The organism is Pseudoduganella sp. jia 9 (assembly GCF_055502615.1).
The window spans coordinates 37483-52994 of sequence record NZ_JBUPWE010000026.1; the positions used below are offsets into that span (position 1 = coordinate 37483).

13 protein-coding genes are annotated in these 15512 nt (G+C 65.3%); 10 read left to right on the forward strand and 3 right to left on the reverse strand.

Annotated elements, in window-relative coordinates; all coding sequences use genetic code 11:
• Window positions 1-279 precede the first annotated feature (279 nt).
• The 5 genes from ACY34H_RS27450 (at window position 280) to ACY34H_RS27470 (ending at window position 5376) form a co-directional block, all read left to right on the forward strand.
• A complete protein-coding gene (locus ACY34H_RS27450) occupies window positions 280-1149 on the forward strand; it encodes a PEP-CTERM sorting domain-containing protein (RefSeq protein WP_464980598.1) in 870 nt (289 codons plus the stop codon).
• Window positions 1150-1162: 13 nt separating this feature from the next.
• Window positions 1163-2617: an esterase/lipase family protein gene (locus ACY34H_RS27455; RefSeq protein ID WP_464980599.1), complete on the forward strand. Its 1455-nt coding sequence runs from the start codon at window positions 1163-1165 to the stop codon at window positions 2615-2617.
• Between the two features lie 14 nt (window positions 2618-2631).
• Entirely contained in the window at window positions 2632-4293 is a 1662-nt protein-coding gene (locus tag ACY34H_RS27460; protein ID WP_464980600.1) for a choice-of-anchor X domain-containing protein, read from the forward strand.
• A 40-nt stretch (window positions 4294-4333) separates the two neighbouring features.
• The gene (locus ACY34H_RS27465; RefSeq protein WP_464980601.1) at window positions 4334-4636 is read left to right on the forward strand and encodes a hypothetical protein; all 303 of its coding nucleotides are present in this window, start codon (window positions 4334-4336) and stop codon (window positions 4634-4636) included.
• A gap of 245 nt (window positions 4637-4881) precedes the next feature.
• Window positions 4882-5376, forward strand: coding sequence for a PEPxxWA-CTERM sorting domain-containing protein (locus ACY34H_RS27470; RefSeq protein WP_464980602.1), 495 nt, complete (start codon window positions 4882-4884; stop codon window positions 5374-5376).
• A gap of 146 nt (window positions 5377-5522) precedes the next feature.
• Here ACY34H_RS27470 and pelA read toward each other — a convergent pair whose 3' ends face one another.
• Window positions 5523-6677, reverse strand: coding sequence for a pectate lyase (gene pelA / locus ACY34H_RS27475; RefSeq protein WP_464980603.1), 1155 nt, complete (start codon window positions 6675-6677; stop codon window positions 5523-5525).
• Window positions 6678-6901: 224 nt separating this feature from the next.
• On the opposite strand from pelA, the gene ACY34H_RS27480 reads away from it, so the two are divergent.
• The 4 genes from ACY34H_RS27480 to lysS all read left to right on the forward strand — a co-directional run bounded on the left by ACY34H_RS27480 (window position 6902) and on the right by lysS (window position 10657).
• Window positions 6902-7186: a hypothetical protein gene (locus ACY34H_RS27480; protein ID WP_464980604.1), complete on the forward strand. Its 285-nt coding sequence runs from the start codon at window positions 6902-6904 to the stop codon at window positions 7184-7186.
• A 114-nt stretch (window positions 7187-7300) separates the two neighbouring features.
• Window positions 7301-8405, forward strand: a protein-coding gene (gene prfB / locus ACY34H_RS27485) for a peptide chain release factor 2 (protein ID WP_464980605.1) whose coding sequence is annotated in 2 segments (ribosomal slippage) — window positions 7301-7381 and window positions 7383-8405 — 1104 coding nt in all. Because the reading frame shifts where the segments join, the coding sequence is not laid out codon by codon here.
• 3 nt (window positions 8406-8408) lie between these two features.
• A complete protein-coding gene (locus tag ACY34H_RS27490; protein WP_464980606.1) occupies window positions 8409-9101 on the forward strand; it encodes an HAD family hydrolase in 693 nt (230 codons plus the stop codon).
• Between the two features lie 2 nt (window positions 9102-9103).
• Window positions 9104-10657 carry a lysine--tRNA ligase gene (gene lysS / locus ACY34H_RS27495; protein WP_464980607.1) on the forward strand — a complete coding sequence of 518 codons (1554 nt, stop codon included), beginning with the start codon at window positions 9104-9106 and terminating at the stop codon, window positions 10655-10657.
• Between the two features lie 124 nt (window positions 10658-10781).
• Here lysS and ppnN read toward each other — a convergent pair whose 3' ends face one another.
• A complete protein-coding gene (gene ppnN / locus ACY34H_RS27500; RefSeq protein WP_464980608.1) occupies window positions 10782-12152 on the reverse strand; it encodes a nucleotide 5'-monophosphate nucleosidase PpnN in 1371 nt (456 codons plus the stop codon).
• A gap of 263 nt (window positions 12153-12415) precedes the next feature.
• On the opposite strand from ppnN, the gene ACY34H_RS27505 reads away from it, so the two are divergent.
• Window positions 12416-13837, forward strand: coding sequence for a peptide MFS transporter (locus ACY34H_RS27505; protein WP_464980629.1), 1422 nt, complete (start codon window positions 12416-12418; stop codon window positions 13835-13837).
• A gap of 47 nt (window positions 13838-13884) precedes the next feature.
• On the opposite strand, the gene glpD is transcribed toward ACY34H_RS27505, so the two are convergent.
• Complete coding sequence (glpD, locus tag ACY34H_RS27510) at window positions 13885-15453, reverse strand: glycerol-3-phosphate dehydrogenase (protein ID WP_464980609.1); 1569 nt, start codon at window positions 15451-15453, stop codon at window positions 13885-13887.
• Window positions 15454-15512: the final 59 nt, after the last annotated feature.

The window sequence follows — 15512 nt, forward strand, 5'->3', positions numbered from 1 at the left end:
CCGGCCATGATACGCAAGGGATGGGCGTCCCGACAATAGATGCGGCGCGTTTCCAAACTGTCGGGTTTCTTTACATCTTGAGATAGATCAAAACTTAGCACTTTTTTAAGTACTTGTTTCTGAGGAAGATTATCAATCTGGCATATATTTTGCTGATGAGCTCGCCGGTACGTTCGTGCCGATAACGACATTTTCCAAAACGAGGACCATGTGACCATTTCATCCATCCTTCGCCGTTGCCTGCGGGCTGTGGCGGTGTCCGCACTGTGCGCAGCACCGTTGCACGCGGCAACCATCAACCTGTCCACCGCCGCCAGCATGTACAGCGTCGGCCAGAGCATCAGCGTCGATTTCCGCATCGGCGGCCTGACCGGCGCCGCCAACGATTCGCTGTCCGGCTTCGACATCGATGTGCTGTTCGACAGCGGCCTGCTCAAGCTCACGGGCTTCGGCTTCACCGACCCCGCATCGCAGCGCAACGAACTCGACCTGCCCGAGGCAGGTTCGTTCGGCTTCAACGGTGACGCGGCCGCGAACGGCGGCAGGATCGATGCGTTCGGGGTTTCCGGCAATAGCGCCGCCGCGCTCGATGCCGGCCAGGCCAACGACTTCCGCTTCCTCACGCTGACATTCGAAGCGCTGGCCGCCAGCGCCGCGACGGCGGTCCAGCTCGACCTGAACGATGCCGGGCTGATCTTCCTGTCCAGCGATTTCGGCGACCTCGATACGAACTTCGGCGCCGCGCGCGTGGCCTTCGCCATCGCTCCCGGCGGCACCGCGGTGCCGGAACCGGGCAGCCTTGCGCTGCTGCTGATCGGCGCCGCGGGCATGGCCCTGGCGGGCCGCCGCCGCGTGCGCGCCGCCGGTGCCGCCGCGGCGCTGGCACTGGCCGCCGCCGCGCCGGCATCGGCCCAGCAACCGGTCGTCAAGCAGGCGCCGGCCGCCACCGCGCAGGCTCCCCGCGCCGTGACCGCCACGGTCATCGCCGTGGAAGGCCGCCGGGCGCAGATCAAGCTGGCCAATGGCGCCGTCGAGTGGGTGTCGGTCGCCGGCGAAATCTCGAAGAGCCAGGTCGGCAAGCGCATCAGCGGCCGGATCGCCCCGCGCGGCGATGCCGTCATGCTGTTCGACCCCGTCATCGCCAACTGAGCCGGAGACCACCATGCAGATCCTGAAACAGGCGCCGCTGGCGGCGCTGATTGCCGCGGCATGCGCCGCGCCCGCGATGGCCCAGACGTCGTCGCCGTTCCCGCCGCCGGAGGAAAAACTCGGCGTGTATGTCGTCGATTCCGGTACCGGCCTCGACACCGGCTGCACCTTCCGCAGCGGCAGCCCGCTGCGCATCCGCATCCCGCTGCCGAAAGTCGTCAACGATGCCCAGCTGAACGGCGACGGCACGCTGAAGGACCCGGGCAAGCTGGTGGCCAACGGCGTGCTGTCGGCGCAGGCGACCATCCGCTTCCCCGTGTTCGACATCGACGACAAGTCGCCGACCGACGGCACGTACGCTCCCGAAGTCGACCGGGTCAGCTTCAACGGCAAGTTCAAGAAAACACTGGAAGGCTTCGACCAGACCTGGACGGACGATTCGATCATCGTGCCGATCGAGGAACTGAAGTTCGGCCAGGATAACGAACTGCTGATCGACATCGACACCGCCAACAACTTCGACAACTGGTGCATGTCGGTGGACTGGGTATCGGTGGAATTCGAGGCCACGCCGCCTTACGTGCTGCAACACGGCATCTCGGCCAACCTGTCCACCTGGGAAGAAGCGTCGGCCAACGGCGTGCTGCGTGCGCTGGAAGAGCGCGGCGTGCTGTTCACCCGCTTCTCGCTGGGCCAGGGTGCCGGCGGCAATGGCTCGGTGGCCGCCAATGCGCGCGAGCTGAACACGCAGATCGCCAACTTCCTCGAGCCGCTGAAGGCGGACAAGGTCCACGTCATCGCGCACAGCAAGGGCGGGCTCGATACCCAGGGCCTGCAGGCGCTGGGGCCGGAGTTCGAGATCGTCTCGCTGTCCACGCTGTCCACGCCCCACCTGGGCAGCGTGGCGGCCGACATGTCGATCATCGCCAAGACCGAGGCGGACGAGAAGATCGCCAACGGCCAGGACCCTAACGGCTTCGCCGCGGCCTACATCGACACCTGGACGTTCGGCCAGGGCCCGCAGCTGCCCGGCCTGGCGGACCTGACCACCTATGCGGCCACGTCGGCGCTGTCGAGCGGCCTGCGCGGCAATATCTCCGGGACCTACACATTCGGCGCGAACGCCGACCTGAACGGCGACAACGACCTGACGACGAACGAATCGTCGCCGCTGTTCCCTTCCGTGGCGCACTACGGCGCCGAGCGCGCATGGCGCGTGCTGCGCGACTTCCGCTCCGCACCGCTGACGCTGACCACCGTGCCGGGCCGGCTGTGGGGCACGCGCACCGTGCTGACCTACACGCTGAACCAGGCCGGCGGCGCGCAGGCGAACGATATCGTGGTGACCGAGAACTCCGCCAATCCGGGCTATGGCACGCCGCTGGGTAACAGCCCGGCGAACCACAGCACCGTGAAGAACGGCAATAACGTCAACACGATCCTCGACACGACGATCCCCCTCAAATAATGCAGAGAGCCGAGATGAAAACTACCGATCAATTCAAGAGGGCGGGCAGCCGTGCGATGGTGGCCGCGGCGCTGGCGGCACTGGCGCCGCTGGCGACGCTGGCAACCGTTGCCACGCCCGCGCACGCGCAAACCGTGCCGGTGGCCGTGAACACGCCGGCCACCGTGTCCGGCGCCATCGTGCCGGGCGCCACGTCGCTCGACATCCCCTTCGCCGTATCCGGTGCCGACGGCTTGCGCATCGAGCTGATCGCGCCGGTCGACGGTGCCACGCTGACCGTGCTCGACCCGGCCGGCAACGTCGTCGTCGCGCCGGGCGATCCGCGCGTGCGCTTCCTGCCCGGCGCGTTGAACACGCCGCCGCTGCCCGGCGGCATCTTCGAGGTCGCCGAACTGCCGGAACCGGTGGACGGCACCTGGACGATCCGCCTGGCCTTCCCGGCCGCTCCCGGCAAGACGGTGGCGCTGGGCACGATCTTCGCCCGCTCCCGATACGAAGTGGGCATGGCCGTCGAACGCACCACGCTGCTGGTCGGCGAGGACGTCTCGCTCGGCGTGCTGGTGCTGGACGACGGCCAGCCGATCACGGGCCTGAACCCGACCATCGCACTGAACGGCGGGGCGCCGCTGGCGGCCGCGGACGACGGCCAGGGTGCCGATGGAAAAGCCGACGATGGGGTCTACAGCATCGATCACACGTTCACGGCGCCAGGCGACTACACCATCACCGGCAGCGTGGCGATCCCGACGCCGAAAGGCACGCTCAACCGTACCGCCACGGCCCATGTGAAAGCCGTGTCCCCGCTGCTGGACAACGCCACCATCGCACTGACGACGCAGACCGGCGCGAACAGCTGCGTCGCCGGGCTGAAGGTCGATTTCGGGTTCAACGTGCGCAAGGCGGCGCGCTATTCCACCCTGATCCGCCTGACGGCGCCGAACGGCAAGTCGATCGACGTGCGCAAGGCAGCCGACTACGGCACCGGCGCCGGCCGTGCCACCGCGGAGTACAAGGCAGTCGACATCCGCAGCAAGCTGGGTGTCGAAGGCCCATACAACGTGGCCCTGATCGATGCGCTGGAACTGGGCGAGCAGGAATTCACGCTGGTCTACCGCAAACGCGATGCGGGCACGTTCAACGCCAGCCTTGCGCAACTGTGCGCCGGCGCGATTGAAGTGCAGCCGCAGCTGACCACCACGCCGATCCTGCGCGACGGCCACATCGACCGCTTCCGTCTGGCCTTCCCGGTCACGGTGGCCAACGGCGGCTTCTACCAGATCTCGTTCAAGGTGGTGGGCCCGAACGGCGAAGACATCGAACTGGTGAACGCCTCGCGCACGCTGGCGCCAGGCGCCAACAACGTCGAGGTGGAGCTGGCGTCGGACAGGTTCCAGTCGGTGGACGGCCCTTACCGCGCGATCTCGCTGGTGGTCCTGCAGGGCAGCAACAGCGCCCGCCTGACGACGATCGGCAGCACCGAGGCGTACTCGCACTGGCAGTTCTATCCGAAGAAAGCGGGCGACCTGGATAACGACGGTGTGGTGGGGCCGGCCGATGCGGCGCTGCTGACGGCGCAGCGCGGCGCCGCGGTGTACACTCCGGGCGACCGCCGCGACATCAACCGCGACGGCACGATCGACATCCGCGACGTGCGCGCGCTGCAGCAGCTGCGCTGAGCCGGCGCATGACGCAAGCACGACAGGAGCAGCAGCCACGGTGATCCCGCGCCGCCACATCCCGGCACTGGCCGCCGCCATCACGGCGGCCTACTTCCTGCTCGCCATCGGCGCGGTACGGGCGTTCGCGCTCGGCCTGCCGGGCTGGCTGGAAGGCGCGCTGTCGCTGCTGGCGGCGCCCGGGTTGATCCTGCTGCTGGCCTGGAATCCCGTGCTGGCGCCGCTGGGCCTGACGGCGGGCGAGGCGGTCGTCGTGCCAACCCTGCTGCCATGCCTGGCGATCATCGGGCTTTACTCGGCGCTGGCGTGGGCGGCGGCGCGGCTGCTGGTACCACCGCGATAAGGCAGGGCCGGTCACGGGGAATATTGTTCATGGCCGCGCGATTCGGCACCGCTGAAAACGGTGCGGACTGGCGCCGCTGCGGCCCGGGCGCGCTCGCAAACGGCGCCGATACGACATAATCCCCTGGATATGGAAAAAGCAACGCCAATGCTCAAAGAATGGCAAGTTTCATGATAGTGTTGTCAATGCCGTGAGGCCCGTTGCGGCACATGGGTATATATGAAAATTATCTTGTGGGGATTGCAATGAATCTGAAACGTCTCTTCACCAGCACCGCAATCGCAGCGTCTCTCCTCTGTGCCGGAGTGGCTAACGCCGAGCTCTACCAGTTCAGCATCAGCGGAGACTACACGGCAAGCTGGCAGCTCGATACGGACGTGGCACCGGACCTCTCGCTTCCCGAATCCGGCCTCACCTACTTCGACGTGGTCGGCGTGTTCCCCAATGCCGTCTTCAATCTTGCCGACATTTCCTTCTTCCACTCCAAGGTCGGCGGCGGCTTGAGCCTGGACGACTTCACCAGCGAGCAAACCCTGCTGATCGCCGATGGTCCCCAGCTCTACGGTGGCAGCGAAGATAATCCCACGTTCACCACCGGCTCGTATGCACTCACCGAATTCGACGGCACAGGCGCCTACACGCTGACCATTTCGGCCGTGCCGGAACCGGCAACGTACGGCATGATGCTGGGCGGCATGGCCCTGGTCGGCCTCGCGCTGCGCCGCCGACAGGCCCGGTAACGCACCATCCTGTCCCGCAGTCTTTCGGCGGGACCCGCGGCAGGCGCCGGCCGGCCGGTCGGCGCCTTTTTCACGTGGCATCGTCCCGCATCGATGTCAGGCCCTCGGCAAGCAGCCCTCGGTAGCCAGCCTTCAGCAGCCAGTCGTCAGTAAGCGACCCGTTCCGCGTAGGCGAGAATGCGCGTCCCGTAATCGCCGCCCCACTGGTAGGTATAGCGGCTCTCCGCGCCGATCTTCATGATGTCGTACTGCTTGCCGACGCCGGGCGGATTGTCGGTCGGCTGGCGGCCGCAGAAAAAGCCGGTGTCGGTGGCCAGGTCATAGAAGCGGTACCACGCGGTTGCGCCCGGCCGGTGCACGAACGGATTGGCGCCGGCGGCGCGGGTACTGCGCGGATCGAACACGGTATCCTTCATCTGCACCGCGCCGCGCCGGTACCACGCCACGCCCGCCTTCGCCGCGGCAGCCACCGCCGGGGTTTGCGGGCGGCTCATCAGGAAGGCAATGACCAGCACCGATTCCTGGCCGCTCTTCGATGGCAGTTCGAACGAACGGCCGGTGGCGGGCGCATGGGTGAACGGATCGTGCTGGGCGCACCAGACCGTCTTCACGCCGTCTTGCACGATCTGTGCCGCCAGGATGAAGCCGACCGCCCGTTCGACCGCCTCGCCCATGCGGCCACGCTGCTCCGCCGTGAAGAAGCCGGCGGCGAATAGTGCTTCCTGCCGGGCCGCGTCGTCGAGCAGTTTCAGCACGCGGATCATGGCGTTGTCGTTGAATGTCACGCGGTTCGAATAGACCGTGCCGGTGCGCGCCGGATACACCTGGGGGAAGCCGCCGGTCGGATACTGCATCGCCAGCAGGAAATCCATCGCCTTGCGGGCGCTGGCGCGGTAGACCGCATCGCCGCTGCGGCCGTACACGTCGGCCAGCACGAGGATTTCAGCCACGGTGGCGCCATTGTCGATCGTGCCCAGTTCCACGCCGCCGGCGCCAAGCCAGCCGGAACGGGCGGCCTTGCCATCCCACCGGTTCGCGTACCACCGGGTCTCCTTGTAGAAGCCGCCGTGCGGCATCTGCCACGACACGATATTGTCGGCCAGGCGCCGGTCTTCGCCCAGCGCCACGGCCGGGTCGGCGCTGCGGCTGAGCCAGCGCCGGTACGAATCCAATGCCGCACCGAGCGGATTGCCCTGCTGCGGCAGCAGCGGCGCCATGTCTTCCCGGCCCGGCGACACGGCGCAGCCGGTGGCGGAACAGGCCAGCGCCGACAGGGCGATGAGGCAGTTTCTTCGATCCATGGACGCTCCAGCGAAACGATGTGCAGGCGATTCTAGTTAATCGTTTAACTGCCGTAAACCATTGCCGTCGGACTGGTCAATTTCACACTACGGATTGGTGGTTTTGCCATCTGCGTTGTACCTCAGCAACTCAGCACCGAGCGTGAGCCAGCTCAGCGGCCGATCCCTGCGCGCCATGCATAATCGCCTTCCCGTCGGCACGCCGACCGCACCGTGGAGGCTGTATGTCAATCCGTTCCTGGGGGCCGCGAATCGCCGCCGCCGCCGTTCCGTGTTATCTGCTCGGTGTATTCTGGCTCGACCGGTCCACCGCTTCCGGACCGGTCGTCGACGCCATCCTGATGCCCGGCCTGCTGGCGCTGGCCTTCGGCGTCCCGCTGCTCAAACGGTTGGGTCTGCCGTACGACGGCTGGTTCACCACGCCCACGGCTGCCGGCTGCCTGGTGCTGATCGCGCTGTACGCCATCGCCGTATGGGGAATCCTGCGGCTGATCACGGCCTGGCGCTGAGATCGCGTGGCCTCTGCGGGCGCCGGCCTCCGCGACAGCGGCGCCGGCGCCTCGCAGCCCGCCCCGTAAGGTATAATCGGAGGTTTGATCGCCCTCTAAAGAGACAGAAAAATCATGGAAGCAGAACGCATCAATTCCCTCGCCGCCCAGCTCGCAGACCTGACGGCCCGCGAGAACGAACTTCGGAGGTATCTTTGACTTCGATAAGAAGTCGGAGAAACTGGAACAACTGAACGCCGAACTGGAAGATCCGGCGGTCTGGAACGACCCGAAAAAAGCCCAGGACATGGGCCGCGAAAAGAAAGCCCTGGAAGCCATCGTCGAGACGCTGGTGAAGGCAAAAAGCGACCTGGCCGACATGGCCGAGCTGTTCGCGATGGGCAAGGAAGAGAACGACGACGACACGCTCGAAGCGGTGATCGCCGACACCGCGGAGATCGCCAAGGTCATCGAAGGCCTGGAATTCCGCCGGATGTTCAACAACCCGATGGACCCGAACAACTGTTTCATCGACATCCAGGCCGGCGCCGGCGGCACCGAGGCGCAGGACTGGGCCTCGATGCTGCTGCGCCAGTACCTGCGCTATTGCGAACGCAAGGGCTTCAAGGTCGAGGTGATGGAAGAATCCGAGGGTGAAGTGGCCGGCATCAAGACCGCCACGCTGAAAGTCGAGGGCGACTACGCCTATGGCCACCTGCGCACCGAGACCGGCGTTCACCGCCTGGTCCGCAAGTCGCCGTTCGACAGCGCCAACGGCCGCCACACGTCGTTCACGTCGCTGTTCGTCTATCCGGAAGTGGATGACTCGATCGACATCGAGATCAACCCGGCCGACCTGCGCATCGACACCTACCGCGCGTCCGGCGCCGGCGGCCAGCACATCAACAAGACCGACTCCGCGGTGCGCCTGACGCACGCGCCGTCGGGCATCGTCGTGCAGTGCCAGAACGACCGCTCGCAGCACCGCAACAAGGCCGAGGCCATGGAAATGCTGAAGGCCAAGCTGTACGAGCAGGAACTGCGCAAGCGCATGAGCGAGCAGCAGAAGCTGGAAGATTCCAAGACCGACGTGGGCTGGGGCCACCAGATCCGTTCCTACGTGCTGGACCAGTCGCGCATCAAGGACTTGCGCACCGGCTTCGAGACCGGCAACACGAAGAACGTGCTGGACGGCGACCTGGACGATTTCATCGCCGCCTCGCTCAAGCAAGGGGTCTGACGCATGAGCCATCATGCTCCCCGCGCGTTCATCTTCGACATGGACGGCACGATCGTCGACAACATGGCGTTTCACACGAAGTCGTGGGTTGCCTTCTTCGAACGGCGCGGCCATGCGATCGACGCGGACGACTTCTTCCGCGCGACGGCCGGCCGCCAGGGCCATGAAATCATGCGCACCTACCTCGGCGCCGAGCTGACGAAGGAAGACACGGTACTGCTCGACGCCGAGAAGGAAGAGTTGTACCGCGAGCTGTACGCGCCGCACCTGGAAACGGTGGCCGGCTTCGACCAGTTCATCGAAGCCTCGCAGGAGCAGGATGTCCGCCTGGCCGTGGCCACGGCGGCGCCTCCGGCGAACATCGTGTTCACGCTCGATGGCCTCGACCTGCGCCGCCACTTCGACGCCGTGGTCGGTGCGGCCGACGTCGCACGCGGCAAGCCGAATCCGGACGTGTTCCTGCTGGCGGCCGAACGCTGCGGCGCCGCGCCCGAGCACTGCATCGTGTTCGAGGATGCCCCGCTGGGCGTGGAAGCCGCGCGCCGCGCCGGCATGCGCGCCGTCGTGCTGACCACCACGCTGCCGGCCGAAGCCTTCGCCGAATTCGACAACGTCATCTGCGTCGCCCGCGACTTCACGGACCTCGACATCGAAGCCCTGTTCGACTCCACTTCATACATTCAACAAGCACAGTAATCATGACGACCGAAAATCAAGGCGAAATCCAGGGTCAAGGCCAGGACCAGGCGCCAGGCCTCGACGACAACAAGATCATCGCCGAGCGCCGCGCCAAGCTGGCCGCGATCCGCGAACAGGGCATCGCCTTCCCGAACGACTTCCGCCCCGAGCACAAGGCGGCCGACCTGCAGGCGCAATTCGCCGGCAAGTCGCGCGAGGAACTCGAAGCCGAGCCGGTTCCCGTGGTGCTGGCAGGCCGGATGATGCTCAAGCGCGAAGCCGGCAAGAAGGCCGCGTTCGCGACGCTGCAGGATTCGTCCGGCAAGGCCTGCGACGGCCGTATCCAGATTTACGTGACGCTGGACGTCACCGGTGAAGCGGCGATGGAAGCGTTCCGCACCTACGACCTGGGCGATATCCTGGGCGTGAAGGGCACGCTGTTCAAGACCAAGACCGACGAACTGACCGTGAAGGTCAGCGAGCTGCGCCTGGTCACCAAGTCGCTGCGCCCGCTGCCGGACAAGTTCCACGGCCTGGCCGACCAGGAAACCAAGTACCGCCAGCGCTACGTGGACCTGATCATGAACGAGGACACGCGCCGCACGTTCAAGGCCCGCACCGCCGCCATCTCGTCGATCCGCCGCTTCATGCAGGAAAACGAGTTCATGGAAGTGGAAACGCCGATGCTGCACACGATCCCCGGCGGTGCCGCGGCCAAGCCGTTCATCACGCACCACAATGCGCTGGACATGCAGATGTTCCTGCGCATCGCGCCCGAGCTGTACCTGAAGCGCCTGGTGGTGGGCGGCTTCGACCGCGTGTTCGAGATCAACCGCAACTTCCGCAACGAGGGCGTGTCGATCCGTCACAATCCCGAGTTCACGATGATGGAGTTCTACGCCGCGTACACGGATTACCAGTGGATCATGAACTTCACCGAAGCCGTGATCCGCCAGGCCGCCGTCGATGCGCACGGCTCCGCGGTACTGACCTACGGCGGCCGCGAGCTGGACCTGTCGAAACCGTTCCACCGCCTGACGATCGTCGGCGCGATCAACAAGTTCGCGCCGCACTACACGAACGAGCAGCTGGAAGACGCGGAATTCATCAAGGCCGAGCTGAAGAAATTCGGCGTCAAGCCGCATGCCCACTCGGGCCTGGGCGCGCTGCAACTGGCGCTGTTCGAGGAAACCGCCGAAGCGCAGCTGTGGGAGCCGACGTTCATCATCGACTACCCGGAAGAAGTCTCGCCGCTGGCGCGCGCCTCCGACACCCGCAAGGGCATCACCGAACGCTTCGAGCTGTTCATGGTGGGCCGCGAGATCGCCAACGGCTTCTCCGAGCTGAACGACGCGGAAGACCAGTCAGCCCGCTTCCTGGCCCAGGTGGCCGCCAAGGAAGCCGGCGACGACGAGGCGATGTACTACGACGCCGACTACATTCGCGCGCTCGAATACGGCATGCCGCCGGCTGGCGGCTGCGGCATCGGCATCGATCGCCTGATCATGCTGCTGACCGACTCGCCGAACATCCGCGACGTGTTGCTGTTCCCACACCTGCGCAAGGAAGACTGACCTCTTCCCTGCCCTCCGAAAAACGCGCGGCTTCTACCGCGCGTTTTTTCTAGCGGGTGCTGTCAGACAGGACCGATGGCACTTGCCGTCCAGGATGTCGGCACGGCGCGAGGACGAAAACGGCTTACATCACCACGCGGTAGCAAGGCACATACGCCTTGCCCGGCAACTTCATGCGGCTCTGTGCCACGAACGATGCCAGCAGCCGGTCCATCGGTTCCATGATGGCGGCGTCGCCGTGGATCTCGAAATTGCCGTGTGCTTCGATCGCGCGGATGCCGTCGGCCTTCACGTTGCCGGCCACCACGCCGGAGAAGGCGCGCCGCAGGTGCGCGGCCAGCACGTGCACCGGCTGGTTCTTGTGCAGCTTCAGGTTGCGCATGTTTTCGTGCGTGGGCGAGAACGGCCGCTGGAATTCCTCGTCGATGCGCAGCGCCCAGTTGAAGTAATAGGCATCGCTGCGCGCCTTGCGGTACTCGCGCACCTGCTTGATCCCCTCCTGCATTTCACGCGCCACCGATTCAGGATCGTCGACGATGATCTTGTAGCGCTGCTGCGCGGCTTCGCCCAGCGTCAGGCCGATGAACTCGTTGATCTGAACGAAGTAATCGCGCGACGATTCCGGTCCCGTGAAGATCAGCGGGAACGGAATCTCGGCGTTTTCCGGATGCAGCAGGATGCCGAGGATGTACAGGATCTCTTCGGCCGTGCCGGCGCCGCCCGGGAATACGATAATGCCGTGGCCAGTGCGCACGAATGCTTCGAGCCGCTTTTCGATGTCCGGCATGATCACCAGGTCGTTGACGATCGGGTTCGGCGATTCGGCGGCGATGATGCCGGGTTCCGTGATGCCGAGATAACGGCCATTGATGAAGCGCTGCTTGGCATGGCCGATCGTGGCGCCTTTCATCGGGCCCTTCATCGCGCCGGGACCGCAGCCGGTGCAGATATCGAGCGCGCGCAGGCCCAGTTGATAACCCACTTCCTTTGTATAGTTATATTCGGCCCGGTTGATCGAGTGGCCGCCCCAGCACACTACCAGGTTGGGATTGGTTTGCGGCCGCAGCACATTTGCATTGCGCAGGATATGGAATACCGCATCGGTAATCCCTTCGGTGCGGGACAGGTCGAATTTCGGGTTATCGGTCACTTCGTTGCTGACGAAGACGATATCGCGCAGCACCGCGAACAGGTGCTCGTGAATACCCTTGATCATCTTGCCGTCGACGAACGCGATGGCCGGTGCGCCTTTTATCTCGAGCTTGATGCCGCGCTCGCGCTGCAGGATGTTGATATCGAAGGACTTGTAGCGGTCCAGCAGTTCCTTGCCGTCGTCGATGGTGCTGCCGCAATTGAGCACGGCCAGCGCGCACTGGCGGAATATCTCGTACAGGCCGCCCTTGCCGGTATCGAGCAGCTTGACCACTTCCGCTTTCGACAGTACTTCGAGCTTGCCTTCGGGTGAAATCAGAGTATCGACAAAACCTTGTTCCATGGTGCGTAAGTCCTTTATTCAAATAATGCGAATTGCCCCCGTATGGCTGCCAATATACGACATCGGCGGCGTAAGAGGATTGCAATCTTTTCAAACGAACCATATTGCTGCGTCGCACCACACGAATCCGTCGACAAACGGACGGGGTACATTACAATGGCCACTTTTTTTTCAGGAGATGCCGCATGAGCGGTTCAAGCAAGGCAGTTGACACGGCCATCCCCGAATTCAAACAGATTTTGGGGCATCCCGCTCCACTGTGGATGTTGTTCATGACGGAGTTCTGGGAGCGCTTCGCGTTCTACGGCATCCGTTGGGCGCTGGTGCTGTATATCGTCGCCCAATTCCACGGTGGCGCGGCTTCCGGTGAGGCCGACGCAAACCTCACCTATGGTTCGTATCTCGCGCTCGTCTATGCGGCGGCGCTTTTCGGCGGCTATGTAGCCGACCGGGTGCTCGGCTACCAGCGTTCCATCCTCATCGGCGCAGCGTTCATGGCGGCAGGCCTGTTCATGATCGCCGTGCCCGACCCCACCATCTTCAAGGTGGGCCTGGCCACCATCATCACCGGTAACGGCCTGTTCAAGCCGAACATCTCGACGATGGTCGGCAAGCTGTATGCCGCGGCCGATTCGCGCCGCGACAGCGGCTTCACGATCTTCTACATGGGGATCAACGCGGGCGCCTTCATTGCGCCGATCCTCACCCAGCACCTGGCCCAGTATGTCTTCAATACCGGCGACATGCCCGAGTACAAGGTGGTGTTCATCGCCTCCGGCATCGGCATGCTGATCTCGCTGGTGTGGTTCTTCATCGGCCGCAGGGAACTGAAGGGCATCGGCATGCCCGAGACGCAGGCGGCGGGTACGGCCCGCGTGCTGTACGTGATCGCCGGCTGCCTGGCCACGATCCCCGTCGTCTTCGCGCTGCTGGCCGTCGGCGCGCAGCAGCTGCAGGGCGTGCTGACCGTGCTGTTCATCCTGCTGGCGGTGATGCTGCTGGTCGAAGGCTACCGCAACGGCCCCGTGGCCCGCGACAAGGTATGGGCGATGATGATCATCTTCGCGTTCAACATCCTGTTCTGGATGTTCTTCGAACAGGCCGGCAGCTCGTTCACGTTCCTGGCCGAGAACATCGTCAACCGCGCCTTCGGCGACTGGATCTTCCCGACCGCCTGGTTCCAGAGCGTGAACTCGATCGCCATCATCACCTGTGCCCCGGTCATCGCGGCGATCTGGATCTTCACCGCGAAGCGCAATGTCGAGCCATCGATCCCGCGCAAGTTCGGCCTGGGCCTGATCTTCAACGGCCTTGCCTTCCTGCTGCTGGTGTTCGCACTGAAGACGATGGTCGTCGACGGCAAGATCCCGTTCTGGACGCTGTTCATGGTGTATGTGATCCAGTCCATCGGTGAGCTGTGCCTGTCGCCGATCGGGCTGTCGATGGTGACCAAGCTGGCGCCGACCCGCCTGGTCGGCCTCGGCATGGGCGGCTGGTTCCTGTCGACCGGCATCGGCAACAACCTGTCCGGCATCTTCGCCTCGCACGTGTCCGGCGAATCGGGCATGTCGGTGGAGTCGGCGCTGTCCGGCTACAACTTCGGCTTCTGGTCGCTGGTGCTGGGCGGCGTGCTGCTGTTCCTGCTGGCACCGCTGATCCAGAAGCTGATGCATGGCGTGAAGTGATCCGCACGATGCACAATTAAAAACGGCGGCCCGCGGGCCGCCGTTTTTCATTTGCCCGCCACCGGCGCCGGATGTGCCCTCAGCCACGCATCCAGCAGGCCCGCGGCGCCGGCCGGCAGGTGCAGCCCCAGCTTCGAGCGCCGCCACAGGATGTCCTCGGCCGTCATGGCCCACTCGTGCCGGCGCAGGTAATCCAGTTCGGCCTCGAACAGCCCCGGCAGCACCTGCTCGCCCATGTCCGCCATGGCTGCGCGCCCCTGCAGCAGCGTATGGATGCGGGTTCCGTAGGCCCGGGCGTAGCGGCCGATCAGCGCGCAGTCGAGCCAGTGATACCGCACCTGCAGCGTCGAGCGCCAGCCGTCGAATTCGAGCACCGAGCGGCTTTGCGGCGTGGCGCCGAACAGGTCGCCGCCAGGCAGGCAGGCGCCCGCCGTCCAGGCCCCGGCCCGGTGGCCGAGCGCCTTGCAGACCAGGTCGGCGCTTTCCTCGGCCAGCTTGCGGTAAGTCGTCAGCTTGCCGCCGAAGACCGTCAGCAGCGGCGCCTCGTCCGCCGCCCCGCCGTCCACCTGCAGGCGGTAGTCGCGCGTCACGGCGCTGGCGCTGGCCGATGCATCGTCCAGCAGCGGGCGCACGCCGGCGAAGCTCCACACCACGTCGGCCGGCGTCACCGCTTCCCTGAAGTAGTGGCTGGCCACGCCGCACAGGTAGCGGATCTCGTCGTGGCCGATCGCCACCGCGGCGGGGTCGCCGGTGTATTCGACGTCGGTGGTGCCGATCAGCGTGAAATCGCGCTCGTACGGAATGGCAAAGACGATGCGGCCGTCGTCGTGCTGGAACAGGTAGGCATCGTCGTGCGCGAACAGGCGGCGCACGACGATGTGGCTGCCCTTGACGAGCCGCAGCCGCGTTCTTGCCTGCGGCTGCGCCGCATCCGTCCCGTGCAGCGCGCCGTCGAGGAACTGGCCGGCCCATGGCCCGGCCGCGTTGACGATGGCCCGCACTGTGATGTGCTTGAAGGTGCCGTCCGGCTTGCGCAGCGTGACGCGCCACGCGCCGTTCTCGCGGCGCGCCCCGGTGCAGGCCGTGCGCGTCAGGATGCACGCGCCCTTCTGCGCCGCGTCCACCGCGTTCAGCACCACCAGCCGCGCATCGTCGACCCAGCCGTCCGAGTAGACGAACGCCTGGCCGAGCGCCGGTTTCAATGGCCGGCCAGCCGGGTGGGAAGCGAGCTGCACGCTCTCCGACGCCGGCAGCAGCTCGCGCCGCGCCAGCCGGTCATACAGGAACAGGCCGGCGCGGATCAGCACCGCGGAGCGCTGGCCGGTGTGCGGCATCACGAAGCGCATCGGCCGTATCACGTGGGGGGCGGCACGCAGCAGTACCTCGCGTTCGGCCAGCGCCTTGCGTACCAGGCCGAACTCGTAATGCTCGAGATAGCGCAGGCCGCCGTGGATCAGCTTTGTGGAGGCGGACGAGGTATGCGCGGCCAGGTCGTCGCGCTCGCACAGCGCCACGCACAGGCCGCGGCCCGCCACGTCGCGGGCGATGCCCGCGCCATTGATGCCGCCCCCCACCACCAACACGTCGCAATCGACGTCCTGCCTTGCCGCTGCCATCGGATCCCCGGCTGATTCAATTACTATGAAGATACGACAGTTACATGGGTTGGGCAAGT